General features: G+C 55.8%; 13 protein-coding genes. 7 read left to right on the top strand and 6 right to left on the bottom strand.

Annotation, left to right across the window (positions count from 1 at the left end):
- Nucleotides 1–417 precede the first annotated feature (417 nt).
- The 5 genes from RIKMI_RS0107560 to RIKMI_RS0107540 all read left to right on the top strand — a co-directional run bounded on the left by RIKMI_RS0107560 (nucleotide 418) and on the right by RIKMI_RS0107540 (nucleotide 9,849).
- On the top strand, nucleotides 418–2,238 hold the full coding sequence (locus RIKMI_RS0107560; protein WP_037292345.1) for a TrkH family potassium uptake protein: 1,821 nt from the start codon (nucleotides 418–420) through the stop codon (nucleotides 2,236–2,238).
- 22 nt (nucleotides 2,239–2,260) lie between these two features.
- Entirely contained in the window at nucleotides 2,261–2,953 is a 693-nt protein-coding gene (locus RIKMI_RS0107555) for a potassium channel family protein (protein WP_027291111.1), read from the top strand.
- Nucleotides 2,954–3,061: 108 nt separating this feature from the next.
- On the top strand, nucleotides 3,062–4,291 hold the full coding sequence (locus tag RIKMI_RS0107550; protein WP_027291110.1) for a site-specific integrase: 1,230 nt from the start codon (nucleotides 3,062–3,064) through the stop codon (nucleotides 4,289–4,291).
- A gap of 45 nt (nucleotides 4,292–4,336) precedes the next feature.
- A complete protein-coding gene (locus RIKMI_RS13405) occupies nucleotides 4,337–7,696 on the top strand; it encodes a SusC/RagA family TonB-linked outer membrane protein (RefSeq protein WP_084135223.1) in 3,360 nt (1,119 codons plus the stop codon).
- A 26-nt stretch (nucleotides 7,697–7,722) separates the two neighbouring features.
- On the top strand, nucleotides 7,723–9,849 hold the full coding sequence (locus RIKMI_RS0107540; RefSeq protein WP_027291109.1) for a SusD/RagB family nutrient-binding outer membrane lipoprotein: 2,127 nt from the start codon (nucleotides 7,723–7,725) through the stop codon (nucleotides 9,847–9,849).
- A gap of 628 nt (nucleotides 9,850–10,477) precedes the next feature.
- On the opposite strand, the gene RIKMI_RS0107535 is transcribed toward RIKMI_RS0107540, so the two are convergent.
- Nucleotides 10,478–11,584: a pyridoxal phosphate-dependent aminotransferase gene (locus RIKMI_RS0107535; protein WP_027291108.1), complete on the bottom strand. Its 1,107-nt coding sequence runs from the start codon at nucleotides 11,582–11,584 to the stop codon at nucleotides 10,478–10,480.
- Nucleotides 11,585–12,017: 433 nt separating this feature from the next.
- Between RIKMI_RS0107535 and RIKMI_RS0107530 the strand changes: the two genes are divergently transcribed.
- A complete protein-coding gene (locus tag RIKMI_RS0107530; protein ID WP_027291107.1) occupies nucleotides 12,018–13,475 on the top strand; it encodes a BACON domain-containing protein in 1,458 nt (485 codons plus the stop codon).
- A gap of 102 nt (nucleotides 13,476–13,577) precedes the next feature.
- Here the strand turns inward: RIKMI_RS0107530 and RIKMI_RS0107525 are convergent, their stop codons facing one another.
- From RIKMI_RS0107525 to RIKMI_RS0107510, 4 genes are all read right to left on the bottom strand, one after another.
- Nucleotides 13,578–14,459 (bottom strand): enoyl-ACP reductase FabI, encoded by an 882-nt coding sequence (locus RIKMI_RS0107525; protein ID WP_027291106.1) that lies wholly within the window; start codon nucleotides 14,457–14,459, stop codon nucleotides 13,578–13,580.
- A gap of 461 nt (nucleotides 14,460–14,920) precedes the next feature.
- Entirely contained in the window at nucleotides 14,921–17,062 is a 2,142-nt protein-coding gene (locus RIKMI_RS0107520; protein WP_027291105.1) for a SusD/RagB family nutrient-binding outer membrane lipoprotein, read from the bottom strand.
- 27 nt (nucleotides 17,063–17,089) lie between these two features.
- Nucleotides 17,090–20,620 (bottom strand): SusC/RagA family TonB-linked outer membrane protein, encoded by a 3,531-nt coding sequence (locus RIKMI_RS0107515; protein WP_084135222.1) that lies wholly within the window; start codon nucleotides 20,618–20,620, stop codon nucleotides 17,090–17,092.
- Between the two features lie 297 nt (nucleotides 20,621–20,917).
- Nucleotides 20,918–22,378, bottom strand: coding sequence for an aminoacyl-histidine dipeptidase (locus RIKMI_RS0107510; RefSeq protein WP_027291103.1), 1,461 nt, complete (start codon nucleotides 22,376–22,378; stop codon nucleotides 20,918–20,920).
- Between the two features lie 386 nt (nucleotides 22,379–22,764).
- Here RIKMI_RS0107510 and ispF point away from each other — a divergent pair, with 386 nt between their 5' ends.
- Nucleotides 22,765–23,247: a 2-C-methyl-D-erythritol 2,4-cyclodiphosphate synthase gene (gene ispF / locus RIKMI_RS0107505; protein WP_027291102.1), complete on the top strand. Its 483-nt coding sequence runs from the start codon at nucleotides 22,765–22,767 to the stop codon at nucleotides 23,245–23,247.
- A 510-nt stretch (nucleotides 23,248–23,757) separates the two neighbouring features.
- Here ispF and gap read toward each other — a convergent pair.
- Entirely contained in the window at nucleotides 23,758–24,762 is a 1,005-nt protein-coding gene (gap, locus tag RIKMI_RS0107500) for a type I glyceraldehyde-3-phosphate dehydrogenase (RefSeq protein WP_027291101.1), read from the bottom strand.
- Nucleotides 24,763–24,968 lie beyond the last annotated feature (206 nt).

The following is a 24,968-nucleotide window of genomic DNA, read 5'->3' as shown; positions in this document are numbered from 1 at the left end:
AGCGTGAAATTCATTTATACGATTTTACACCTCCCCTGCCGGCTGTGCCGTTTCCGGGGTATGGACCGAGATACACCGAGAATCAGTCGTGCATAATAGGATCAGGTCGTATATAGCCGCTCAATTACATACGATTATCGATCGCAAAACAAGCCTGTAACGTACGGAACCGGCATGTCTGGGAATCCAACCTGCGGATAAACCGGGGAACCGTCTCCCTACCGGCCCCTGCGATGCCGCCTGAATAAAGCGTTGCCGACCGGCAAGTCCGGCCGGACGTCTTCCCCGCCGAAGGTATGCGTGCGTACCGGAAGTTACGGGGAAACGCACGCATGATTGCAGGCAAATTCGGATATGCTATGCCCCCGCCGCATGTTTTATCCTGCACCGGTTCCGGAAAATACCCGATCTTCGAATATGAAACAACCTGCCGGCCGCTTCCTGCGGCATCTGCACCAATGGGCGCTCAGACTGGTCGGCGTGCTGATCCTGCTGATCAGCATCGCCGCCCCGCTGGGCGTGGTCTATATGTTCGGTTTTCCCCAGACGCCTTTGACATTGCGGTATCTGGAAACCGGTTACCAGGGACTGCTGATTCTGATGTGGCTGGCCCTGACCCTGCGGGTGCTGCTCGGCGACAGGTCCGCGGACGGCAATGTCCGCCTCGGCCGGCGGAACCGGACGATTCTGATCGGAGCGTATGCCGCCCTGACGCTGATCGCCATATTCAACCTGGCGCTCCGTCACCGCTGGCTGGCTCCGGACGCTTTCCTGGATACGGTCAGCGCCCCCTGGCTCATTATCGCGACGCTGCTGATCGTCTCGTTCCTCGAACTGGCACGGGCCGTGTCGGGCATCCTTTCGCGAAGGGTCAATCCGTCCAGCATCCTGGCCGGCAGTTTCCTGCTGATTATTTTCATCGGGTCGGGACTGCTGATGCTCCCCAACTGCACGTACCGCGGCCTCGCGTATGCCGATTCGCTTTTCACGGCGGCCAGCGCGGTGTGCGTCACGGGATTGAGTACGGTGAACATGGCGGAAACTTTCACCGTAACGGGGCAGGTCGTGATTCTGATCCTGATACAGATCGGAGGACTGGGAATCATGACGATCACGAGTTTTTTCGGGCTGTTTTTCATGGGACAGACTTCGCTCCGGAGCCAGCTCCGGCTGGGCGACCTGTTCAGCAGCGACAAGATGGGCGGACTGGGAAAGACGCTCGTCAAGATCATCGTCGTGACCTTTTCGGTCGAGGCGCTGGGGGCGGTATTGCTGTACGGGGTGGTGGACGGTCGGCCGGAATTCGCGTCGGGCGGCAGGACGCTCTTTTTCTCGGTGTTCCACAGCGTGTCGGCTTTCTGCAATGCGGGATTCTCGACCTTACCGGGCAATCTGTACGATCCGGCGGTACGGCATCTCTGGGGCGTGCCGGCGATCGTTTCGTGGCTGGTGATCTGCGGGGGAATCGGATTTCCGATTTTCTCCAATTTCCTGTCCGTCGCGGGGCGGAAGGCAGGAAATATCGTCCGTTTCATCCGCCGCCGGCCTCTGGTACGCCGTCCGCGCCAATGGAGTCTGAACAGCTACATCGTCCTGAAAACCACGGCGATTCTCATAGCGGGAGCCTGGGGATACATGCTGGTGGCGGAGTGGAACCATTCGCTGGCCGAGTTTTCGTTCATGGGCAAGCTGTCGCAGGGCTTTCTGGCGGCGGTGACGCCCCGGACTGCCGGATTCAACGGGGTGGACATGCAGCGGATGCTGCCGGCGACGCTGGTACTGACGACGGTGCTGATGTGGATCGGCGGCGCGCCGCAGTCCACGGCCGGGGGCATCAAGGTAACGACGTTTTATCTGATGATGAAGAACGTGGCCGGAACGATCCGGGGCGATTCGGCGATCAATGTCCGCAAACGGGAGATTCCGGCGAGTTCGGTGCGGAGGGCTTTCGCGGTCATCGGGGTCTCGTCGGGAATCCTGGTAGCGGCGGTGGCCCTGCTCGCCTTTCTGGAACCGGGACAGCGGACGGCGGACCTCGCTTTCGAGGCGGTATCGGCATTGAGCACGGTGGGGCTGGGGTCGGGACACACGCCGGAATTGGGCACGGCGGCGAAAATGGTGCTGGCCGTGCTGATGTTCGTGGGGCGCATCGGGATCATCGGCATCCTGATGGCGGTCATCAAACCGCAGCCGGACAGACCGTACACGTATCCTCAGGAAGATATTCTGATCAATTAACCGATCAACTGTTTGGACAACTATGAAATACATTATTATCGGCCTCGGCAATTTCGGTTCCGTGCTGGCCGCGCGGCTGACCCAGATGGGGCACGAAGTGATCGGCGTGGACGAACACCGCAACCGCGTGGACGAACTGCGCGACAGCCTCTCCAGTACCATCTGCATGGACGCCAGCGATACCGACGCCCTGAAAACCCTCCCGCTGAATCAGGCCGATCTGGTGATCGTCGCCATCGGCGAAAACTTCGCCGCCTCGATCCAGATCGTCGCCCAGCTGCGACAGATGAAAATCGACAATATCGTAGCCCGCGCCCTGAACGAACTTCACCGCACCGTACTACAGGCGCTCGGCGTCAAACGGATCATCTTCCCGGAACAGGAAGCCGCCGAAGTCATGGCCCAGTCATTCGAGCTGAACGGCTTTCTCAGCTCCTACCAGATCGACCGCGACCATTACGTCATGCGTTTCGCACTGCCCTCCCCGCTCGACGGGAAAACCGTCTCCGACAGCGAGATCGAACGCGGAGGCCTGAAACTCCTCGCCGTTATCCGGAACAGCGCGGAGCGCAACTCCATCGGCATCACGCATAACCGGGAACTGGCGGTCGATCCGGTACTGCCCGAAACCACGCTTACCGACGGTGACATCATCGTCGTTTACGGTACGCTGGCCGCCTATAACAGGTTCACCCGGAGCCTGCGCGAAAGGTAAGCCCATTTTATCGCTTTACATCGGCAAAATCCTGCTTTTACCACGGTTGTATGCAAATTGTATGTAAATTCCGTTACATTGCTGCTATGGTTTAAAGAGGATTTTATAATGTATAAGTATGCCAAAGACGGAGTCACCGTCTCTTCCGTGCTCGACACCCGGCGGGCCAAGAAGAACGGTCTCTATCCGGTCAAAATTCAAGTAACTTATAAACGTATCCAGAAATACTACGCCACCGGGAAAGAGATGTCGCCCCATGATTGGGAAAAAATGTCCAAAGCGAAAAGCAAAAGGCTTTCGGAAATCAGGCAGGACATCGGCAGCAGTTTCGATCTGATCAAGAAACAGACGCAGGAACTGACCGACAAGGGCGAATTTTCGTTCGAAACGCTCAGCCAACGACTGGGACGAGGAAGCGGCAACACGCTGAACGCGCTTTTCAGACACCGGATCAAAGTACTCAAAACCGAACAACGGATCGGCAACATGCTCTGGTACAACAATGTCATCAAGTCCGTCGAACGTTTCGCCTCCAACCGTATCCCGCTGGAAAACGTCACCGTACACTGGCTGAAACGGTACGAACGGTTCCTGAAAGCCGAAGACAAAAGCCCGGTCACCATCAGCATGCATCTGCGGGCCATACGCGCCATCCTGAACGAGGCCCGGAAAAACGGCTGCCTGAAAGACACGCAATATCCGTTCGGCAAAGGAAAATTCGAAATACAGGAAGGCGAAGGCCGGAAGATCGCGTTGAATATCAGACAAATCGAACAGATAGCCAACTATCAGGGCGACAGTCCGCTGACGGCTTATTACCGGGATCTGTGGTTTTTCATTTACCTCTGCAACGGCATCAACGTCGCGGATCTGATCAAGCTGAAATATTCCAACATCGTAGACGGCGAGATCTGCTTCGTCCGCCAGAAGACCGAACACACCTCCCGAATGCGCAAGGAGATCCGCGCCGTCATCACCGAGCAGATGCAGGCAATCATCCAACGATGGGGGAATCCCGCTTCGGCGGACAATTACCTGTTCCCGTTCCTGAACGGCCGGGAGACGGCGATGGAGATGAAGATCAAGACGCAGAACCTGACCCGCCGGATCAACTGGCACATGCACATCATCGGCAAAGCCCTGGGGATCGGTAAAATTTCGACCTACACGGCACGGCATTCGTTCGCCACGATTCTGAAACGCCGCGGCGCCAATATTATCTATATCTCCGAATCGCTGGGCCACAACGATCTGAAAACTACAGCCTGCTACCTGGCCGGATTCGAGAAAGAGGAAAGAGAAAAAAATGCGCATCTGCTGACCGACTTCGGAAAATAAACTCGCCGTATTGGAAAAATCCGCCCGTAATATCCGCGAAAATATATGCAAATCGTATGTACGGAAATTCATACGGTTTGCATATATCCGTTAAAATCAAGATACATATACGGAATCCAACGACCTAACTCCTCTGCTTTACAGGCAGAGGCGGTCACGGTAACTGCTTTGGGAGGCCGCAAACAGAACCGTGCTTTGGGTTATGCCACCTCCACGGTAAAGGGGGATGAGTTGGCCCGCACCAACACCCTCAGTCCCGCCAATGCCTTGCAGGGTAAGGTCGCCGGGGTGCAAATCTCCAGCGGCGGGGCATCCGGCCTGACGGCGGCTCCGACCGTGACCATCCGCGGTGCCAAATCGCTGACCAAGAACAACTCCCCGATCTACGTGATCGACGGGATCATCATGGAATACGAACAGCAGGACGCATCCATGACCTACGGAAACAACAGCGACGGTACCAAATACGGTAACCAGCTGAAGAACCTGAACCCGGACGACTACGAATCGGTAACGGTGCTGAAAGGCGCCGCAGCCACCTCGCTGTACGGCGCCCGCGGAGCCAACGGCGCCATCGTGATCACCACCAAGAGCGGTAAAGCCCGCAAAGGTATCGGTGTCGAAGTGAACTATACCCACGACTGGGGCGTCGTTTACAAAAACTCGATCGCCCTTCAGAACGAGTACGGTATGGGCGACCCGACCAACGGTTACGAAGGCGGTATGATGCCCGGCGTCAATTCTACGTACACCAGCTACGACAGTTTCTCGTGGGGGCCTTCCTTCGAATCGATGAAAGGTCAGCAGATGTACCAATACTACAAATACTATGCTCCGGACGGCATCGACAACCCGCTGGAAGACTACGTGGCCTACAAAGACAACTGGAAAGCCTATTTCCAGAACAGCCGGACCGACAACGTGAGCGTCGCCCTGACCGGCGGTTCCGAAAAGGCCACCTTCCGTCTGTCGTACGGTTATTCGGACAGCGAAGGCAATATGCCGAACAACGGCTTTACCCGCCACTCGCTGAACTTTACCGCCAACGGCAAGATCAACGACATCCTGTCCACCAACCTGAACCTCCAGTACTCGAACTCCAACACGGCCAACGCCTATTACAACAACGGTTGGGACGGCAGTACGGTACCGGGTTACATGACCTCTTACTACATCAACCGTAACACGGACCTGAAATGGTACAACGAGCACTATATCGACCCCGTGACTCAGGAACGGTACGGGACTTCCGACCTTTCCGTGCCGAACACCATGCTGAACCGTATCGCCAACCAGGACGATAACCGCAACGAACAGACGATTATCGCCCAGCTGGGTCTGACCGCCCAGTTCACCGACTGGTTGGACGCCAACGTCAGCATCAGTTACAACAACTGGCAGACCTTCTATGAAAAGAAAGTTTACGGCGGTCTGAACAGCCCGGCCGGTAACGGTGAATACAGCATCAAGAATTCCACGAGCGGTTCTTACGACGGTATCGCCCAGTTGCACAGCAACAATCGGTTTATCGACGATAACCTCGAACTCGACGTGCGGCTGCTGGCAGAAGTTTACGGGAACACCCGCTCTACTTCGTATTCCAAGAGCACCAACGGCGGTATGATTACCCCGGGTATATGGTCGTTCTCGAACTCGCAGCAGGCTATTACCACGCAGCAGATGTCGGTGGGTTACACTCCCCGGAACCAGATGACCGTCGGTGTGGCCGGTGTCGTGAACCTGTCGTGGAAAGACCAGGTATATCTGGAAGTGACCGGCCGTAACGACTGGCTCTCGTCGCTGATGTATCCGAGCTGGATTCCGAACGGACAGAACAACTATTCGGTATTCTACCCCTCGGTGAACGCATCTTGGGTCTTCTCCGATACGTTCCAGATCGACCCGAACATCCTCTCGTTCGGTAAACTGCGTGCCTCGTGGGCACAGGTAGGTAAAGGTACCGACGCGTACAATACGGCCGACGGTGCAGGCGGTTATACCGTCGGAGGTGAAATCGGCCCGCTGAACAGCAGCATCCTGATGGCCTCTCCGAACAACACGACCCTTCCGAACTACGACCTGAAACCCGAACTTCAGACCTCGATCGAATTCGGTGCCGACCTGCGTTTCCTGAACGGGCGTATCGGCGTGGACGTCGCCTACTACAAGACCAACACCAAAAACCAGATCCTCTCGCTGGCCACCGTTACCGAATCGGGGGTAAGCAAACGCTGGATCAACGCCGGTAACATCCAGAACCAGGGGTGGGAAATCCAGCTCGACGTGGCTCCGATCCGTACCCGTACGGTGAACTGGACCATCAGCGCCAACTGGAGCCGCAACCGCGGTAAGATCGTCGAACTCTATCCGGGCCAGACCGCTTACCAGATCAATGGCGGGTTCAGCTATTCGCCGTCCGTATATGCCTTCGAAGGCGGCGAATTCGGTGTGCTCACCGGGGGTAACGGCTACAACGGCGGCGGTCGTGTTATCGCCAAATTCTACAATGCCGACGATCCGAACGATTACCGCAACGGGAAAGCTCTGATCGCGTATGCAGGTAACGGCGACTCGAATAAAAACACGAATCCGCAGGCCGGGTCGCTCGACGCTTCGACGAGTATGGCCTACACCTACGTCAATGCGAACAGCATCGCCGGTTATTACGGCGACGAAGCCTCGTACTGGGGCGGCAAATCGAACCGTTACACTTCGTTCGGCAGCGTGATGCCCGACTTCACTTACGGTTTCAACACCTCGGTGATGGTGAACCTGCCCAACAACAGCGGCTCGCTGGACTTCTACGCCCAGATCGACGGACGTTCGGGCGGACACTCCGTACAGACCATCCAGCCGTATGCGACCCAGGCCGGTAACTCAAAAGAGTCGCTCTACGGCCGTGGCGCCAATAACGGCGGCGAAGCCCGTATCAACTACAAAGGCGAATGGGAATACAACGGTATCGTTCCGGACGCCGTATTCAGCAACGCTGCCGGCGGTACCACGGAAGTCACCTCCTGGGCGACCGGACAGAAAGTCGATCTGAACGGGATGACGTTCCGCGAAGCGGTCGATGCCGGACATATCCAACCGATGCTGGCTTCTCTCTACTACCGTCAGAACTGGGGTTACAGCGCAACCGACATGTACGTGTCGAGCCAGACCTATATGGCCCTGCGCGAGATCACGGTCGGGTACAACTTCCCGGAAAAATGGATCAAACACGTCGGTCTGCAATCGGCACGCCTCTCGTTCACCGCACGCAACCTGTGCTACATCATCAACAAAGCGAAAGGCGGCTCGAACCCCGACTCGTTCATCAGCAACAACGTCTTCTCGCCGTTCGACTTCGGTACCACTCCGTTCGTGCGCAACTTCTCGATCAACCTGAACCTGAGATTCTAACTTAACCTTCTTAACAGAGAATTCATATGAAAATAACTAAATATGCGATCGGAGGTTTGGCGGCGCTCGCCCTTGTCGGCTGTCAGGACAAGATGCGCGAGTTGAACACCAATCCCGACACGATCTCGGAAACCGACCCGCGGTATGTATTCATGAATGTGATGCAGGATTTCGATTACGACAGCCGCGGCTTCGGCGAAGCGTTGATGTTCAATACTGCCGTCAAAATGCAGTACTTCGTCCACTATAACGGGGCGACGGACGGCACTTACTGCGACAAACTGGCCAATACCTACGTTACGCTGAGGACCACGTCCTACATGTATGATTGGCTGTATGCCAAAGGGTATCAAATGACCCAGCTGCAAAAGTACATCGACGGCCTGGACGAGTACGAACAACTCCAATACAAAGATCTGCACGCCATCTGCGGTATCGTGAAGGTTTACGAAGCGTTCCGCGTGTTCCAGAACTACGGCGCCGCCATCTATTCGCAGGCGTTCCAGGGGCTGGAGGGCAACCTGGTACCGACGTACGACATCTTCGACAACAGCGTGTACGAATCGCTTGACGACGAGCTGGCCGGCTACATTAAAGTCTTGGCTGCTCCGGCCGAAGAGACCGCAGCCGAGCTGGGCGAATTCGACCCGATCTACGGCTATATCGTCAGCAGCACGCCGACGGCACCGGCCACGCGCGGCGATTATACTCAGCAACGCACGCTGTGGAAGAAATTCGCCAACTCTTACCGCCTGTACATGGCCTGGATCATGAAAGACGTGGACGGCACCCGTTTCGAAAAGGTACGTACCGAAGTGCTGGACGGCGGTTTGGACAACGTCTTCCAGTCTGCCGACGAGGGCGCGTATGCCTTTATGAACGGCAGCAACGATAACAGCGGTTTGATCTACAACTCCGACGGGACGAACTCGATCAGCGTGATTTATTCCGTGACGGACAACTTCATCCACTACCTGAAACAGCTGAAGGACCCGCGCCTGCCGCTGCTGGCCCGCAACAACAGCCTGAACAAGGAGAACAAAGCGATCCAGTGGATGCAGCACTATTTCCCGGACTCGCTGGTGAAACACGCTTATTACAACAAAGAGACGAAAACTTGGACAAAGGACGTGCCGTGGGGCGATGTCCTGGACTTCGATGCCGATCCGATGATGGCTTACCAGGGGCAGTCGGCCAACCCGTATAACTACGATATGAGCGGGCCGGGCCAGTTGTGGGGACTTCGGAACTTCACGTTCACGTTCCACCATCCGGATTACAAACCGGGCGACTCGGAGTACAACAAAAAACTCAAACCGTGGACCGTGACCAACACGGGGACCGTAACCGACGAATTCCCGGCGACGTGTACGATCTGGAATGCGGACACTTCGTTCACGCTGGAAATGGCGAGCCGTCCGCAGGGCCGTTATTTCATCGCCGACGGGGGTAAGACGGAAGGCGACGGCGACGGGAACAGCGGCGTCAACGGTAATGACGGCGATGTCAATCCGTCGAATAAGTTCTATACCCATCCGGTGTACACCTATCCCGAATTCTGTTTCATGATGGCGTACCTGAGCCTCGAAGGGGTCGATACGAAACAATCGGCAGATATCTGGTATAGAAATGGGGTGGAAGCCGCTCTGAAAGAACTTCAGCGCGACGCGAACCGTTACGAAATACAGGTAGCGACCAGCTTGAGCGCAACGAAGATCGTCAGTGTGAACGAAACCGAACCGTACGACCTGACCAGCAAAATCGGCACTTATTTGAGCAATGTCGACCTGAACAGCGCCAACGTTACGGATAAGAAAGAAGCTGTCGTGGGTCAGATGTGGATCTACGCTTACAACCAGGCCAACAAAATGTGGGACTGGTGGCGTAAAACGGGCTACCCGAAGATCGTATCGGTCAAAACTCCGGCGGAACGCCCCAGCGGTCTCTATTGGGTAGATCCTACTCCGCGTACTTCGACCAATACGCTTTCGTTCCCGCGCCGTGCTTCGCTGCCGCGGCCTAATAACGAACTGAACAACGCGAATTACAACGAAACGCGGAACAAACTGCTGGAAATCCCCGGTTATGGTTCGACCTACGACCAGACTACGGGTGCTATTTATTGGGATGTGATCGGTGTCAACCAACAATAGTCCCGATGAAGCAAATTTTCAGTCCGGCTTTCCCTTTTTCGCCGGACTGAAAATCCGCAACCCGCCGGTCGTAAGTATCGATCGTTTCCGCCCGGTTCTCTCGGAGTGTTAGTAGTCTTGGGAGAAATCCGCCGGGAAGCCCCCGGAACGGCTCGAAGCCGTTCCGGGGGCCTTTTTATGGCCTTATATACCATCTTACGTTACCTGTATTTCGGTTCGCGCCGGACTCTCCGGGGCTTTTGCCCGGGTTTGCACTGTTTCATGCCGTCCGGCGCGGAGCCTAAACGGAGTTATCGGAAAGTTTGTGTAAAGTCATGTAGAATCACCTCCCGTTATTATTAACGATAACCGATTATACACTTTGACATACCACCTGTTTGGTGGTAAATTTCCCTCTGTCGGTTCCGGGCCGGACGGTTTTCGGCCGTCGGAGGAGGGGGGCGGCGCGAGCCGAAAAAACGCTGATGAAAATTTCGAAAGATATACCAAAGTATATAATCGGGTTATGATAAATGCAGTCCGCCGATCGGATCGCGGCAGTACGAAAATCTACGCCCGTGGGCGGAGGATGAAAGATGATTTTTCATCCTCCGCCCACGGGCGTAGATCCGTTTTCGACCGGTGCGGATTATTGCACAGCGTCGAAATATTCGACGAATTTCCGATGCGGCGCCGAAACGCAGATACGGGCGAACTTCGAGGCTTTTTCTTTCTGGCTTTTGGTGAAGAACGAGAGCGATACGCTGCCGATTCGGTGAGCCAGCAACTCCTCTTCCGTACGGTTCACGACCACGAAGATGCCGGTCGGCGTGCTCGCGTGGTAGTACTCCTCGGCCAACAGGCCGCGCTGTTTCAGGTACTCGATGTTCAGGGCGATATCGCGTGCCGTGGCGGCCTTGAAGTCGCTCGCGGCCCGGATCCCTTCGGGCGTGGTCAGCAGCCGCAGGATCAACTGCTGTGCGAACGCATTGACCCCGTTGGTACAGTACATCAGGCGGATTTCCAGCTCGTCGTGCAGCTCCTTATTCGTCGTGTGGATGAAGCCCAGTCGCTGGCCGCTCAACCCGACGGATTTGCTGAAACTTTCGGTGATAATCACGTTTTCGAGTGCCATCAGGCGCTGGTAATAGTTGTCCGTTTTGTCGTAGAAGATGCGGCGATACGGGCTGTCGAAAAAGACCACGATCCCCGCGTCGTTGAGCTTTTTAATCAGCGCGAACTGCTGTTCGTCGTCGTATTTTTCGCCCAGCGGGTTGCCCGGGTCGCAGATCAGCACCGCATTGCCTTTCAGCTCCGGGATCATGCCTTCGAGATCGCTCTGCGCCATATACTCGGCATTCCCGATTCCCCGCACGGTCAGCATCTGGAAATAGCAGCCCCAATAATAGACCGGCAGGTAGAGTTTCCCCATTCCCACGGTCTGGACAACGAGGTCGAGGGCGTTCATCCCCCCGGCCGAGATCAGGATATTGTCCGGCGAAGATTTGCCGCCGAAATACTCGTCGTTGATCGCCTGGCGGAGCGCCGGAAAGCCCGGTCCCGGAGGATACACCTGTATGTCGTTGGAATTGAAATCCATATTTGCGACCACTTCGCGCAGGTCGATATTGACTACTGCATTGACGCCGCGGTTCAGCGGCAGGTACTCCTGCCCCGTTTCGGCAGTCAGCTTTTTGAGTTTTTCGCCGATCTGTACGATTTTCGACAGGGCGGCTCCGCTTTTTTTAATCTCCATGCTGTATGTTTTACTGCGAATATCGATTTTCGGTCTCGCTGTTTGCAAAGTAACGCTTTTTCCGGCAATCGTCCGATAGCCGGAAAGGACGAATCGCCCCTTTTGTTAAAAATATACCCGATTTGTTAGATTCTGAATTTTCCTTGACATCCGGACGGATCGAAGATACGGCCTGATGCCGCCCGTGGAACGCTTTTTGATTTAATGACAAAAATAAACGAAATGCAAGTTCAAAATAGTCATAACATACACGATAACAATATAAAACAGGTAAATATATACGACTTTACCCGCAAAGTCGGAATATCTCCCGATCGGTTCTGCACCAAGCGGTTATGCCGCTTCGGGGATGGGCGCGGACCGAAACACACAGAAAATCAGGTGTGCTTATAAATAGGGTAAAGTCGTATATAGTTGCCATAAAATATTTGACATGAAACTTAAGATATACCTGTGGAGCGCCGTCCTGCTGCTGGCTGCCTGCGACAGAGACGTGGAGACGATACCCGCGGAGATTACGGTGGATGCACCCCGGATCGTATTGCCGGAGTACATGGACGACAACCAGGCGGCGACGGTGACTTTTACCGCGACCGCCCCATGGAGTGCGGAGACTTCCGATACGAAAGCCGCTGCGGACTGGATCCGGATTTCGCCGCGCAGCGGCGGGCCGGGAACGGTAACGCTGAGCATCGTCGCAGAGGAAAACCGGACGCCGCAGGAACGGACTGCCTATATCCGCATCCTGTCGGGCGACGCGACGCAAAGCATCGGCGTGACGCAAAAGGGAGACGGAACCCTGCCGGAAGGTCAATCCATATACGAAACGGGAGCCGCGCGGGACACGATTGTCGTCAGGCTGCACGCAGGGGGAAATTATCGAGTGGACATCGGGCAGGGCGCGGATTGGGTAGCCTCCCGGCTTTCCGCAGGGGAAAAGTTCGATACCCTCGCGTTTTTCCTGACTGCCAACCATTCGTTCGAAGACCGTGCGGCTTCCATACGGATCTACGAGCCGCAGCGTGGCTATACGTCGTCGCTGACGTTGCTTCAGCTTTCGGCAGCCCTGGACATAGAGCTTGCGCTGCGGCACGTCCGGTTACCCACGGGGACAGCCGGCACCGAAGCGGCGGCCGATTGGACCGAAAGTCTGTTCGTCGCGGGATTCGACGACCGGGGCGACTTGCTTTTCACACAGGATCTTCCCCGCGCGGAAGGATATGCGTTCCGTTTCCGCGTTCTGCCCCCGGAGACAGCGATACGGAACTCTTACCCCTCGGTGCGGATTTACGCAGTGGCGAACAGCTCGCACGAACTGGCCGCTTTTGCCGGAAACGAGCAGGATTTCCTGAACCGCAAAGACACGGCCGCCACGAAACTGTTCGATGCGGAAAACATCCGGCCGCCGCTGAGCGGGACGGCCGTCTGTAACCTCGGTCCCGGCACGAACAAGGTAGAGGTCGATCTGGCCCATGTGACGGCACTCGTCACGTTCAACGTCTTTTTCGATTCCGATTGGACGGATGTCCCCTCGATCGACAAACTGAGTATCGGCGGATTCAGCAGTTGGGGCTATCTGTTCGGGGCGGCCACGGATACGCAGTCTCCTCCCCGGGCGACGGCATTCAACCCGGCCGTAACGCCGAACGGAACCAACCGGTATCTTTTTTTCGCCTATGAGAAAAGCCGGCTTATCCTGACCGTACGGGCCGGAGGGCGGTATTACCAGGGAGTCGCTCCGGACATCCTGAAACGGGGGTATAAATACACGTTCAACATGCGCCTGTGTCCGGACGGTCAGTGCCGGCCGTCGTCCGAAACGGAACATCTGGCCCGAGCGTCGGTCACGACCGGCGAAGGGGAACGGACGATTTACCTGAAACCGATGTAACCGGACGATTCATATGTCGCGGCAGGGGACTGCATGGGGCCACGAAAAGGGACGGGTCCGACGATAACCGCCGGACCCGTCCTTTCTTCTCTCGTACACGGACTATTTCCCGTGTTTCACATCGAGGAATTCCATGTTCTTTTCCTCGTATTCCTTCAGTTCTTTCTCCAGACTCTGGCTGTACAGTTTCATCGCCCGACGGCTCATCCCCATGCTGGAGAAACCGCCGTCGTGGAACAGATTCTGCATGGTCACTTTCCGGGTCAGGTCGCTGAAAAGGGTCAGCACATAATTGGCGCAGTCCAGCGCCGTGGCGTTCCCCAGCGGCGACATGCGCTGCGCGAAATCCATCAGGTGGTCGAGTCCCATCACGCCGCTGCCGGCCGTGGTCGGCGTCGGCGACTGCGACACGGTATTGACGCGGATCTTTTTCTCGCGCCCGTAGATGTAACCGAACGAACGCGCGATCGATTCCAGCAGCGCTTTGGCATCCGCCATGTCGTTATACCCGTACAGCGTCCGCTGGGCCGCGATATACGACAGCGCGACGATCGACCCCCATTCGTTCAGGGCGTCTTTCTTGCGGGCCACCTGCATCACTTTGTGGAACGAAATGGCCGAAATGTCCAACGTCTTCATCAGGAAGCCGTAGTCGAGGTCGTCGTAGGTGCGCCCCTTGCGGACGTTGGGCGACATCCCGATCGAGTGGAGGATGAAATCGAACTTGCCGCCGAAATGTTCCATCGTTTTATCGATCAGGCGTTCCAAGTCTTCGACGCTGGTAGCGTCGGCCGGGACGAAAATGGTATTCAGTTTTTCGGCCAGCTCCGCCGTACCGCCCATACGGGCCGCCATGGCGGTATTGGTCAGCACGACTTCGGCTCCCTCTTCGACGGCCCGTTCGGCCACCTGCCAGGCGATGGATTTATCGTTGAGCGCACCGAAAATCAGGCCTTTTTTACCTTTCAGAAGATTGTAAGACATTCTGCTCAGTTATTTAAAATTTTTGCAAAGTTAGTGATTTTCCTCCAATCCCGTTCCGCGGGGACGGTCATTGCCGGAGGGTCCGGAGGTTTCCGATGCAAATACCGTTCCGTTCGGGGAAAGGATATACGACTTTACCCGCAGCCGTGTGCCGATCTCTCCATCCGGCCCTGCGGCGCCGCCCGGCACGGAGTACCGGGAGTTTTCCGCGCGGAAAGGGTGAGGGCACTGACCAAAAACGCTGATAATCAAGTATACCTGTAAAATCAGGCTATATGCTTACCGATACGAAAGTCCCCCGGGCCGGCATATTCATGCCGTACCCGGGGGACTTCCCGGTCGGATTTCTCCCAAGACTACTAACACCACGAGAGAACCGGGTAGAGAGGCGCTCGGACGGGAGCCGCCCGAAAGGAGTTCCCGGCCCGTTCACAATGCGGGCCGGAAACCGTTCTCAGGTTTTACAATCCCTGTTTATCCCAGAAAATACGTCCGGTGGTTTCGTTGTAAGTCGAGCCGTAACCGCTGATCTTCAGCAGTTCGTCGCGGGCCGCATTGTAGTTCGCGTTATTGGCGGCTTCCGGCTGGGGCAGAGCGCCGCGGCGCGGCCACGTCAGCACCGTACCGTCGGCTTCCGTGGAAGGCTGTACCCAGTAGAGGCCCGTCGGCCGGTCGGCCGGCGTATTCACGTCCACCACTTTCGGGTAACCCGTCAGACGCCACCAGTCCCACATCTTCTGCGGCTGCCGGTAACTGTAGATCCACATCTGGCCTACGACGGCCTCTTTCTGGTCGGCAGCGCTCGACAGTGCGTTCGCCGACAGGTAGCTGCTGATCATGCTTCCGTCGATGGCGTAAACGCCGTTGTCGTTGATGCCTTTGATTTCGGGATTGACATACCGGGTGCCGGTGGCTTCGGTATAGTAGGTGTGTTCCGTGTTGGTAGCCACCTGTACGCCGTACCGTATGGCTTCGGCCTGCAACTCTTCCATGGCGGCCTTCACCCCGTCTTCATACCATTCGGCGGCCGATTTGCTGCCCGTATTTTCCCCGTCGAGGGTCAGGTAGGCCATCATGAAGCAGAATTCCGGGTAAGTATAGACCGGCTGGCGGAAGAAGATGCTCCAACGGTCGTCGATCGAACCGTCGTAACCGTTCCCGTTCCCTTCGGAAGCCACGCCGTACTGAGCGCCGCCGGCGGCTACCCAATAGCGGCCCTGCGGACGGCTGCCCATTTCGATGGTGAACGAAGTGTCCGGATTGTAAATCGTCCAGGTCGCCGGGAAGTCCTCAGTCGGAGTGCCTTGGTTCGTAACGGTCCACGGACCCAGGTTGTCGTTGTCACCGTTCGGCACATAGCCCGGAGCGTAGAACCGGAACGTGAAGTCCCGCACTCCCCAGAACTGGCCCGGACCGCTGATATTCACATCGCCGGGGTTGGCCGAAACGCCCTGATAAGCCATCATCGGGTCGGCTTCGAAGTCGAGAACGCCGCCCCACGAAACATTGTCTTCCCATTGCTTGGTTTCGCGGTTGTAATAGTCGTGGAACTTCAGCGAGTCCGGGAAGTAGGCTTTCATCCATTGCAGGGCCTTGTTGGCTTCGTAGAGGTTGTTGGCACGCGCCAGCAGCGGCAGACGCGGGTCGTCCAGCTCTTTGAGGTAAGATACGAAGTTGTCCGTAACCGCATAGTTGGTGCTGATCTGTGCGGCTTCCGCACAGTTGTACGGGCCGCCGTTGTTTTCGCCGCCGTTCAGGAACGAGAACGCGCCGTCGTCCGCGCTTTCATAGACGCCCGATGCGAGCACCTGGGGCAGTACCTGACTGAACCGCGCTCCGTCGGCAGCGCGCATAACCCATGCCATGTGCAGACGGTAGGAGTTCGCGAATTTCTTCCACAGCGTGCGCTGGGTTTCGTAATCCCCGCGTGCGCTCGGAGCGCCCATCGCCGGATTGGCGATGTAACCGTAGATCGGGTCGTACTCGTTGAGCTGAACCGTGTTCTCGTTGGCCGGCTGTTCCAGCACGGCGATATAGCCGGCCAGCTCGTCGTCCAGTTTTTCATACATCTCCACGTCGAAGATATCGTATTCCGGCAGGGTGATCCCTTCGGTGATCGCCTTGAAAGCCTGCGTGTAGACATTCGCGCCGTAGTTCTGGAACACGCGGAACGCTTCGTAAACCTTCACGATACCGCAGATGGCACGCAAATCCTGGTACCGCTGCGCTTCGATTTCGTCCATGTTGTCGTCGATGTAGGTCATGATGGTGACCATGCCTTTGCCGACTCCTTCCCACCAGTCGTAGTTATAACTGATGTTGCTCGGCGAAGCATAGCTCATGGCCTGCTGGTTGCAGTAGTTACCGGCCGAAGCCCCGTTATAGTAGGCCACGTACTGCATCAACGCTCCGACATTCTGGGGAACGACCTGCAGATAGCCTCGCGAGGGCCAGTCGAAATCCTGCATGGAATTCAGGAACAGATACCGCGGGTCGGTCTCCCCGATGGTGTCGGGATTGGTGTTCAACTCGCGCATCTTGTCCTTACAGCCGACAAGGGCGAGCGCCGCCAAACCTCCGATCAAATATTTCGTTATTTTCATAAAAATGGTCTGTTAGAATGGTTAAGGTTAGAATCTCAGGTTCAGGGCGAACGAGAAGTTGCGCACGAACGGAGTGGTACCGTAATCGAACGGGGTCAGGGCGTTGTTGGTGATGTAGCCGTCCGGGTTCGATTTACCGTTGGTTCCGTTATAGATGTAACACAGGTTGCGTGCGGTGAACGACAGGCGTGCCGATTGCAGACCGACGTGTTTGATCCACTTTTCAGGGAAGTTGTACCCGATAGTCAGTTCGCGCAGGGCCATGTAGCTTTGTTTCGAGACCATGTCGTCCGCATAGCCGCGGGTGTAACCCCACCAGGTCGAGGCAAGCGCAGGCTGGATATGTCCGGCATCGACCGCTTCGCGGAACGTCATGCCCGCCAGATCCACTTTCTGTCCCGTCGTCAAACTGGTCACTTTCGAATTTTGCGTATAGAACACGGCGTCCGGAACGATACCGTTGTAGACGGTTTCGCCTTTGTAGTTGATACGGGCTTCGCCGCCGTGAGCGGCATCGCGGCCGTAAAGGGTTTCCTCCGTATTACCCCTTTGGTCCAGATACCATTTGGTGGCCTGTACCATGTAGCCGCCGGAACGTCCGTCGATTTGGGCGTAGAAGTCGATCGAACCGCTGTTGTTCGGCAGGTTCACCGATACGTTCGTGTTGATACCGTATTCGAAATCCGGTTCGACGCTACCCAGAACCGTGGTCGTGTTTTTCTGACCGCCCCAGTACGAAGCCTCGTCGCCGTAATAGCCGGCCACATTCGATGCGCTCACGTAATCGTACACCATATTCGCATAAGCGCTGGTGCCGGGTACCACATTGGTATCGTATTGACCGGCATAGTAAATCAGACGCTTGCCGTTACGCGGATCGTTCGGGTCGTCGGCGTTGTAGAATTTAGCGATTTCATTGCCGTAACCGTAACCGTTACCGGAAGCGATCACCCCGAAAGCGCCGTCCACGAAAGCGTAAACGCCCGGCGTCGCGGAACCGTCCCACGAATAGCCGCTGATCGTATAGTAGTTGATGTCGTTGGCCAGTTCCTTGATTTTACCGCGGTTGCGGCTCCAGTTGGCGCCGATGGTCCAGTTCACCGTGCGGGTGCGGATCGGCACGAAGTCCATCTGAAGTTCCCAACCCTGGTTCTGGATATTACCGGCATTGATAAGCTGGGAGCTTACCCCCGATTCGGTAACGGAACTCAGTGAGAGAATCTGGTTCTTCGTATTGGTTTTGTAGTAAGCCACGTCCACGCCGATACGCCCGTTCAGGAAGCGCAGGTCGGCACCGAACTCGATCGAGGTCTGGATTTCGGGCTTCAGGTCGTAGTTAGGCAGCGTGCTGTTGTTGGCCGATGCCGCGTAAATGCTGCTATTGGTCGGGCCGTAAATAGAGCTGATCGAATATCCGCCGGCGCCCGATGCCGTTCCGTACGCGTCGGTGCCTTTACCTACCTGCGCCCACGATGCGCGCAGTTTACCGAACGAGAGGATGTTCGGGTCGATATGGAACGTGTCGGAGAAGACCCACGACGCGTTCACCGAAGGATAGAATACCGAGTAGTTGTCCTGACCGTAGGGAATCCAGGTCGGATAGAGCAGCGAGCTTAACCAGTCGTTACGGGCCGTTACTTCCAGATAGATCTGGTCTTTCCACGACAGGTTCACGACACCGCCGGCGCCGATCGTCATCGAGTTGCGCCGCGATTTGCTGACGCCCATTTCGGAAGTCGTAATCGGTTCCACGGAGTTGGCGAACGTCCACAAACCGGGAGTAATCAGACCGCCGCGGGTACTCTTGTTGTACGAAGCGCCTACGCCGTTACCGTAGATCTGCCCGAAGAGACGTACGTCGAGTTCGAGGTTGTCGTCGATGAACCGCTTGTTGGCATGCAGTTGGGCCGTACCGTCGTAAGAGCTGCTCGTGCTGCCGCTGATGGCGTATTTACCGGTCGTCACGCGTCCCCAGGTCTTGGTTTCGGAGAAGATCTGCCAGTTGTTGTAGGTCAGGCTGACGTTGGCGTCCAACCAGTCGGTGAACTGGGCGCTCAATCCCAACTGGGCGATAAGCGTCTGTTCGTTGCGGCTGACATTTTCGTCGTACATCTGCGTGATGCGGCTATTGACGTTGCCCAACGAGGTCGTCCCGTAGGTCGCGTAGGTTTCGGGATTGATATAGTGGTTCTTATACCATTCGATATCGGTGTTCCGGTTGGCCGAATAACCGATGACCATCGACGGTACGGTCGCCCACGAACCGCCGATCGTCGAGTTCGGATTTTCGGTCGTCGAGTTCGAGTACTGGAGGTTCAGGTTGGTCGAGAACACGTCGTTGATCTTGCCGTTAGCGGTGAAGTTGATCGAGTGGCGGGAGAAGCTGTTGTCCGGCATATTACCGTCGCCGTCCATGTAACCGTACGAGAGACGGAAAGTGGCTTTCTCGGAACCGCCCGTCAATGCTACCGTAATATTATCGTACTGGCTGTTCTGATAGAACGCTTTCCAGTTGTCCGGATAAGCTACGTAGCTGTCCAACGGGTTGTCGATGCCGTCCGGTTCGTAATACTTGTAGTACTGGTACATCTGCTGTCCCTGCATCGACGCGAAGGAGGGGCCCCACGAGCTGGCCGTGTAACCGGTAGAGGTGGAGTTGGTACCCGGAATCAGATCGCCTTCGTAACCGTTGCTGTAGGCACCCATCCCGTATTCGTTCTGGAGCGGATAGGCGTTCTTGTAGATCGTTCCCCATTCGTGCGAGTAGTTCACTTCGACGCCGATACCTTTACGGGCTTTACCCTGTTTGGTGGTGATCACGATGGCGCCGTTGGCTCCGCGGGAACCGTACAGCGAAGTGGCGGCGGCGCCTTTCAGCACCGTTACCGATTCGTAGTCGTCCGGGTTCAGGTTCTTCAGCTGGTTGCCGTACATGGTGGCATCGGTATTCCGGAACAGGTTTCCGGCCGACTGCTGTTCGTATTCCATCACGATACCGTCGATCACGTAGATCGGGGAGTTGTTCTTGGTCAGAGACTTGTTACCACGGATCGTTACGGTCGGAGCGGTGGTAATACCACCCGAACCGCCGGTCGAAATACGTACCCCGGCTACTTTACCTTGAAGGGCGTTGGCAGGGCTTACCGTATTCGTGCGGGCCAATTCATCCCCCTTTACCGTGGAGGTGGCATAACCCAAAGCACGGTTCTGTTTGCGGCCTCCCAAAGCAGTTACCGTGACCGCCTCTGCCTGTAAAGCATCGGGTTGCATGGTTACGTTAATGGTAGATTTCCCTGCAACAGGAATCTCTTGCTTACGCATACCGGCGTAGCTGAAAACCAGCGTGGAATTAGCTACCGATGCGTTGTTGATGGTGTAGGTACCGTCGGCACCGGTCAGAGCACCAATGGTCGTACCTTTGATCTGTACGACTACACCTGCGAGTGGTTGCCCGTCTTCAGAAGACTTGACCACGCCGCTCACCCGGCTCTGCGCATAGGCTGTACCGCCTATCAGCAGACCGAGGACCAACAATGTTAACAGTCTAATTTTCTTCATATAAAAGCATTTAAGTTGAAAAGGGTTAATATTGTTTGACTTGAGTTCCCATTAGGATCCACCCCTAACTACGGACAAATATAGAATACTCTCCCGATATAAAAAAACTTTTTCTCTCGATTTTCGTTTTTTATTCCTCAGTGTTCCTTATGGTTATCGGACTTTCTACGGACGTCTTCCGTCTTATTAAATAATTTTACTAACCTAATCGTTTCGGTTTCAATCCTGTGTACGACGACGGACAAGCCTTTCCCGAAGTGCCGCCCGGACGTTTCACCCATTTATAAAATAAATGGATCATACCTCCTCCACAAGTCGCCTCAGGTACTCCCAGACCTTGCCCACACTGGCGATATCGACCCTTTCCGCCGGAGAATGCACGCCTCGCAAGGTGGGACCGGTGGAAATCATGTCGAGTTCCGGATACCGGGTCAGAAACAGGCCGCATTCCAGCCCCGCATGAATGGCCCTGACTTTCGGGTCGCGCCCGAACATCTCCCTGTATATGGCGGACGATTTGCGCACCAGCGGCGAAGCGGGATTCGGCGACCAGCCGGGGTATCCGTCCGTATGCCGTACTTCGGCCCCCGCCAAAGCGAACACGGCGGCCACCCGGTCGGCTATGTCGCGCTTGGCGCTCTCCACCGAACTGCGTTGCGAAGTCGTAATCACGATCCTACCCTCTTCCGGCATCTTCACGGAGGCCAGGTTGGTCGAAGTTTCCACCAGTCCGGGCATCGCGAAACTCATCGCCATAACTCCGTGGGGAACGGCATACAGCACTTGCAGCAGACGCGACTGTGCATCCGCAGGCAGCGCGTGGACGGGTCTCTCCGCTGAAGGTTCGAACGTTATGCGCATGGAAGTTTCGGTATAGGCGAACTCCCGGATAATTTCATCGGCCAGTGTTCGGAACGCGGTTCCGGCCGCGGCAACCTGCCCGGCAGGAAGGGCTGCGAGCGCCCGCGCTTCCCGCGGAATGGCATTGCGCAAATTGCCTCCGTCGAAACGACTCAAACGCAGACCGTGCTTCCGAGCCAGGTTCCACAGGATCCGGTTCAGCACTTTATTGGAGTTAGCAAATCCTTTTTCGATGTCGTCTCCGGAATGTCCGCCGTGCAGTCCGGAAACTTCGATGGTATAATACTCGTAATCAGGCGTAGATGGAGCCGGTTCCGGCGCATATGTCAGGGTAGCGACGGTATCGATTCCCCCGGCGCAGCCGATGAAAATCTCGCCTTCGTCTTCGGAATCGAGATTGATCATCCGGTTTCCGGTCAGCATCCCCTCGCCGAGGTTCATCGCCCCGGTCAGACCCTGTTCTTCATCGACAGTGAAGAGGGCTTCTATTTTCGGGCCGTGCAGTTCGGGATCGATCAAAACCGCCATTTGCAGGGCCATACCGATACCACAGTCGGCTCCGAGGGTGGTTCCCCTGGCCTTGACCCATTCGCCGTCCACATAGGCTTCGATAGGGTCGTTCTCGAAATCGATCCGTATGTCGGAATCTTTTTCGCACACCATATCCATATGGCTTTGCAAAATCAAGGCGGGTTCGTCTTCGCGTCCGGGCGAGGCGGGCCGGACAATGACGATATTCCCTTTGACATCCCGCTTGCGCTCCAATGCGTGCGCATCGGCAAAGGATTCGATAAAGGCCTGTATCTTAACCTCTTTCTTGGACGGACGGGGCACGCGCGTAATCTCCTCGAAAATCTTCCAGACAATCCGGGGTTCAAGCTCTGCTATCTTCTTCATCTTTTTATTATTTTTATTCGTTCGTTTATTTGGTACTTTTTGGTTTGAAGATACTGTTCTCTTTAACTTCGCTACGCTCGTTTTGCCTGCGGCTTCCTCGTGCTACCTTGCCAAAGACCGTGAACGGTCTTTGGTCTCGGAACGCTACTCGGTTCCTCCTCGCCGCTTACCATAGCCCGTAAACGGTCTCTGGATTCGCTGGCAGCGTCGGTTGTGAACAAAGAGAACCAGAAAACCGACGCAGCAGCCGAGTGCCGTCGAACTCGTTCGAATGGCCGAGGCGTCAGGAGGAAGGCGAAGCCAAACTTTTTGAGATGCTTCGCATCTCCTGAGCCTAGCGGTTGCCTCAATACGAATAAACGAACGAATAAAAATAATAAAAAGAAATGGAAACGATACGTATCGGGAACGGGTATGACGTGCACGCTTTAGCAGAGGGACTGCCCATGTGGTTAGGCGGCATTCGCATTGAACATAATAAAGGCTTCGTAGCCCATTCAGACGGCGACGTTCTGATACACGCCCTGTGCGACGCCCTGCTCGGAGCGCTCGCCCTGGGGGATATAGGGCTTCATTTCCCAGACAACGCACAGGAATTCAAAGATATAGACAGCAAAATATTGCTCAGGCGATGCATCGCACTGGTACAGGAAAAAGGATACCGACTGGGGAACGCCGACTGCACGATACTGGCCCAGGCTCCGAAGTTGCGGCCTTATATCGACAGGATGCGAAAAACCCTTGCCCCGCTGCTCGGCAGCGCCGTCGAAGATATTTCGATCAAAGCGACCACCACCGAACGGCTCGGTTTTACCGGGCGCGAAGAAGGCGTAGCCGTCTATGCCACCGTACTGCTCTACCATAAATAACGGAAAGTAAGTATATACGACATTACCCAAAATCGGGCAACAATCTCCCTAAACGGCCCTGCGCCCAAGCCGCTTTGCGGCTTCGGGGGGTGGGCGCGGGCCGAAATATGCTGAGAATCAAGTATGCATATAATTATAGGGTAAAGTCGTATATATTTACCTAACGGAAAACTCAACGCAGGATTTACGCAATAACGATCGAGACCGCCCCCATGCCGTACCGTCGTCGGACGAAACGACACAAGTCCGAAAAGGCCGGTGCAGGCCGAAAAGCCAAAGCAAAGGACATAGCCGCCTAACCCAACACCGACCTGCGCCGCCAGCCACCCGGACAATGCAGGTCGTCTTTCGTTGTTTCCGTTCTGAAACAGGAACCGCGGGAAAACCTCCTGAAGATCGGAACCGAAAATACGGTCCGGAACGAACGGAATGCCATCCGACGCAAAAAATCAGCGCGGCCCGCATCGAAAACGATGTGGGCCGCGCCTGTAAAACGACGAACCGTAAAGATTATTTAACGGTGTTCATGTGCTGGATCAGTTCGACTACTTTGTTCGAGTAGCCCCATTCGTTGTCGTACCACGAAACGACCTTCACGAAACGCGGAGTCAGCTGGATACCGGCTTTGGCGTCGAAGATCGAAGTGCGGGCGTCGCCCAGGAAGTCGCTCGAAACGACAGCATCTTCGGTGTAACCGAGGATACCTTTCAGTTCGCCTTCCGAAGCCTCTTTCATAGCCTGGCAGATTTCGTCGTAGGTAACGTCTTTGGCCAAGTTGCAGGTCAGGTCGACTACCGAAACGTCGAGGGTCGGAACACGCAGCGACATACCGGTCAGTTTGCCGTTCAGCGCCGGGATCACTTTACCCACGGCTTTGGCGGCACCGGTCGAAGACGGGATGATGTTGCCGGCAGCGGCACGGCCTCCGCGCCAGTCTTTCATCGACGGGCCGTCCACCGTTTTCTGGGTAGCGGTGGTCGAGTGAACGGTGGTCATCAGACCGTCTACCATACCGAACTTGTCGTTCAGCACTTTGGCGATCGGGGCCAGGCAGTTGGTGGTGCAGGAAGCGTTCGACACGATGGTCTGGCCTTTGTATTCCTTGTTGTTCACACCCATCACGAACATCGGGGTATCGTCTTTCGACGGAGCCGACATCACCACGCGTTTGGCACCGGCCTGGATGTGTTTTTCAGCCAGCTCCTTGGTCAGGAACAGACCGGTAGATTCAACGACATACTCGGCGCCCACTTCGTCCCATTTCAGGTTGGCCGGGTCTTTTTCGGCAGTCACGCGGATAGCCTGGCCGTTAACGACCAGCTTGCCGTCCTTGACTTCGATGGTGCCTTTGAACTGGCCGTGCATGGTGTCGTATTTCAGCATATACGCCATGTAATCCACCGGAACGAGGTCGTTGATCCCTACGATTTCGATGTCGCTTTTGGTCAGCGCAGCGCGGAACACCAGACGACCGATACGGCCGAACCCGTTGATACCTACTTTGATTTTAGACATAACTTTGAGTTTTTATTGTGTTGTTGGTAAATCCGAGGATCAGAGGAAACCCACTGTTCCGACTGCAATTTTAATAAATTTTTTAAAACCGTACAATTTTTCTCTTCGTTAAATGCGCCGGACGGATACGATTCACAGAACCGCCGGCGCCCGTCCCTCCGACCGGAAGGCCTCACTACCTCAACGAAAAAACGACGGCAGTCCGA

The sequence above is a fragment of the Rikenella microfusus DSM 15922 genome, assembly GCF_000427365.1.
Lineage (GTDB): Bacteria > Bacteroidota > Bacteroidia > Bacteroidales > Rikenellaceae > Rikenella > Rikenella microfusus.
This window is presented reverse-complemented; position numbering and strand designations above follow the sequence as displayed.

Coding starts and splice junctions, on each gene's coding strand:
- RIKMI_RS0107555 (WP_027291111.1), top strand. CDS start 2,261: ATGAAATACATTATTATCGGCCTCGGCAATTTCGGTTCCGTGCTGGCC.
- RIKMI_RS13405 (WP_084135223.1), top strand. CDS start 4,337: ATGCAAATCGTATGTACGGAAATTCATACGGTTTGCATATATCCGTTA.
- RIKMI_RS0107560 (WP_037292345.1), top strand. CDS start 418: ATGAAACAACCTGCCGGCCGCTTCCTGCGGCATCTGCACCAATGGGCG.
- RIKMI_RS0107540 (WP_027291109.1), top strand. CDS start 7,723: ATGAAAATAACTAAATATGCGATCGGAGGTTTGGCGGCGCTCGCCCTT.
- RIKMI_RS0107535 (WP_027291108.1), bottom strand. CDS start 11,584: ATGGAGATTAAAAAAAGCGGAGCCGCCCTGTCGAAAATCGTACAGATC.
- RIKMI_RS0107520 (WP_027291105.1), bottom strand. CDS start 17,062: ATGAAAATAACGAAATATTTGATCGGAGGTTTGGCGGCGCTCGCCCTT.
- RIKMI_RS0107510 (WP_027291103.1), bottom strand. CDS start 22,378: ATGAAGAAGATAGCAGAGCTTGAACCCCGGATTGTCTGGAAGATTTTC.
- RIKMI_RS0107515 (WP_084135222.1), bottom strand. CDS start 20,620: ATGAAGAAAATTAGACTGTTAACATTGTTGGTCCTCGGTCTGCTGATA.
- ispF (WP_027291102.1), top strand. CDS start 22,765: ATGGAAACGATACGTATCGGGAACGGGTATGACGTGCACGCTTTAGCA.
- RIKMI_RS0107550 (WP_027291110.1), top strand. CDS start 3,062: ATGTATAAGTATGCCAAAGACGGAGTCACCGTCTCTTCCGTGCTCGAC.
- RIKMI_RS0107525 (WP_027291106.1), bottom strand. CDS start 14,459: ATGTCTTACAATCTTCTGAAAGGTAAAAAAGGCCTGATTTTCGGTGCG.
- RIKMI_RS0107530 (WP_027291107.1), top strand. CDS start 12,018: ATGAAACTTAAGATATACCTGTGGAGCGCCGTCCTGCTGCTGGCTGCC.
- gap (WP_027291101.1), bottom strand. CDS start 24,762: ATGTCTAAAATCAAAGTAGGTATCAACGGGTTCGGCCGTATCGGTCGT.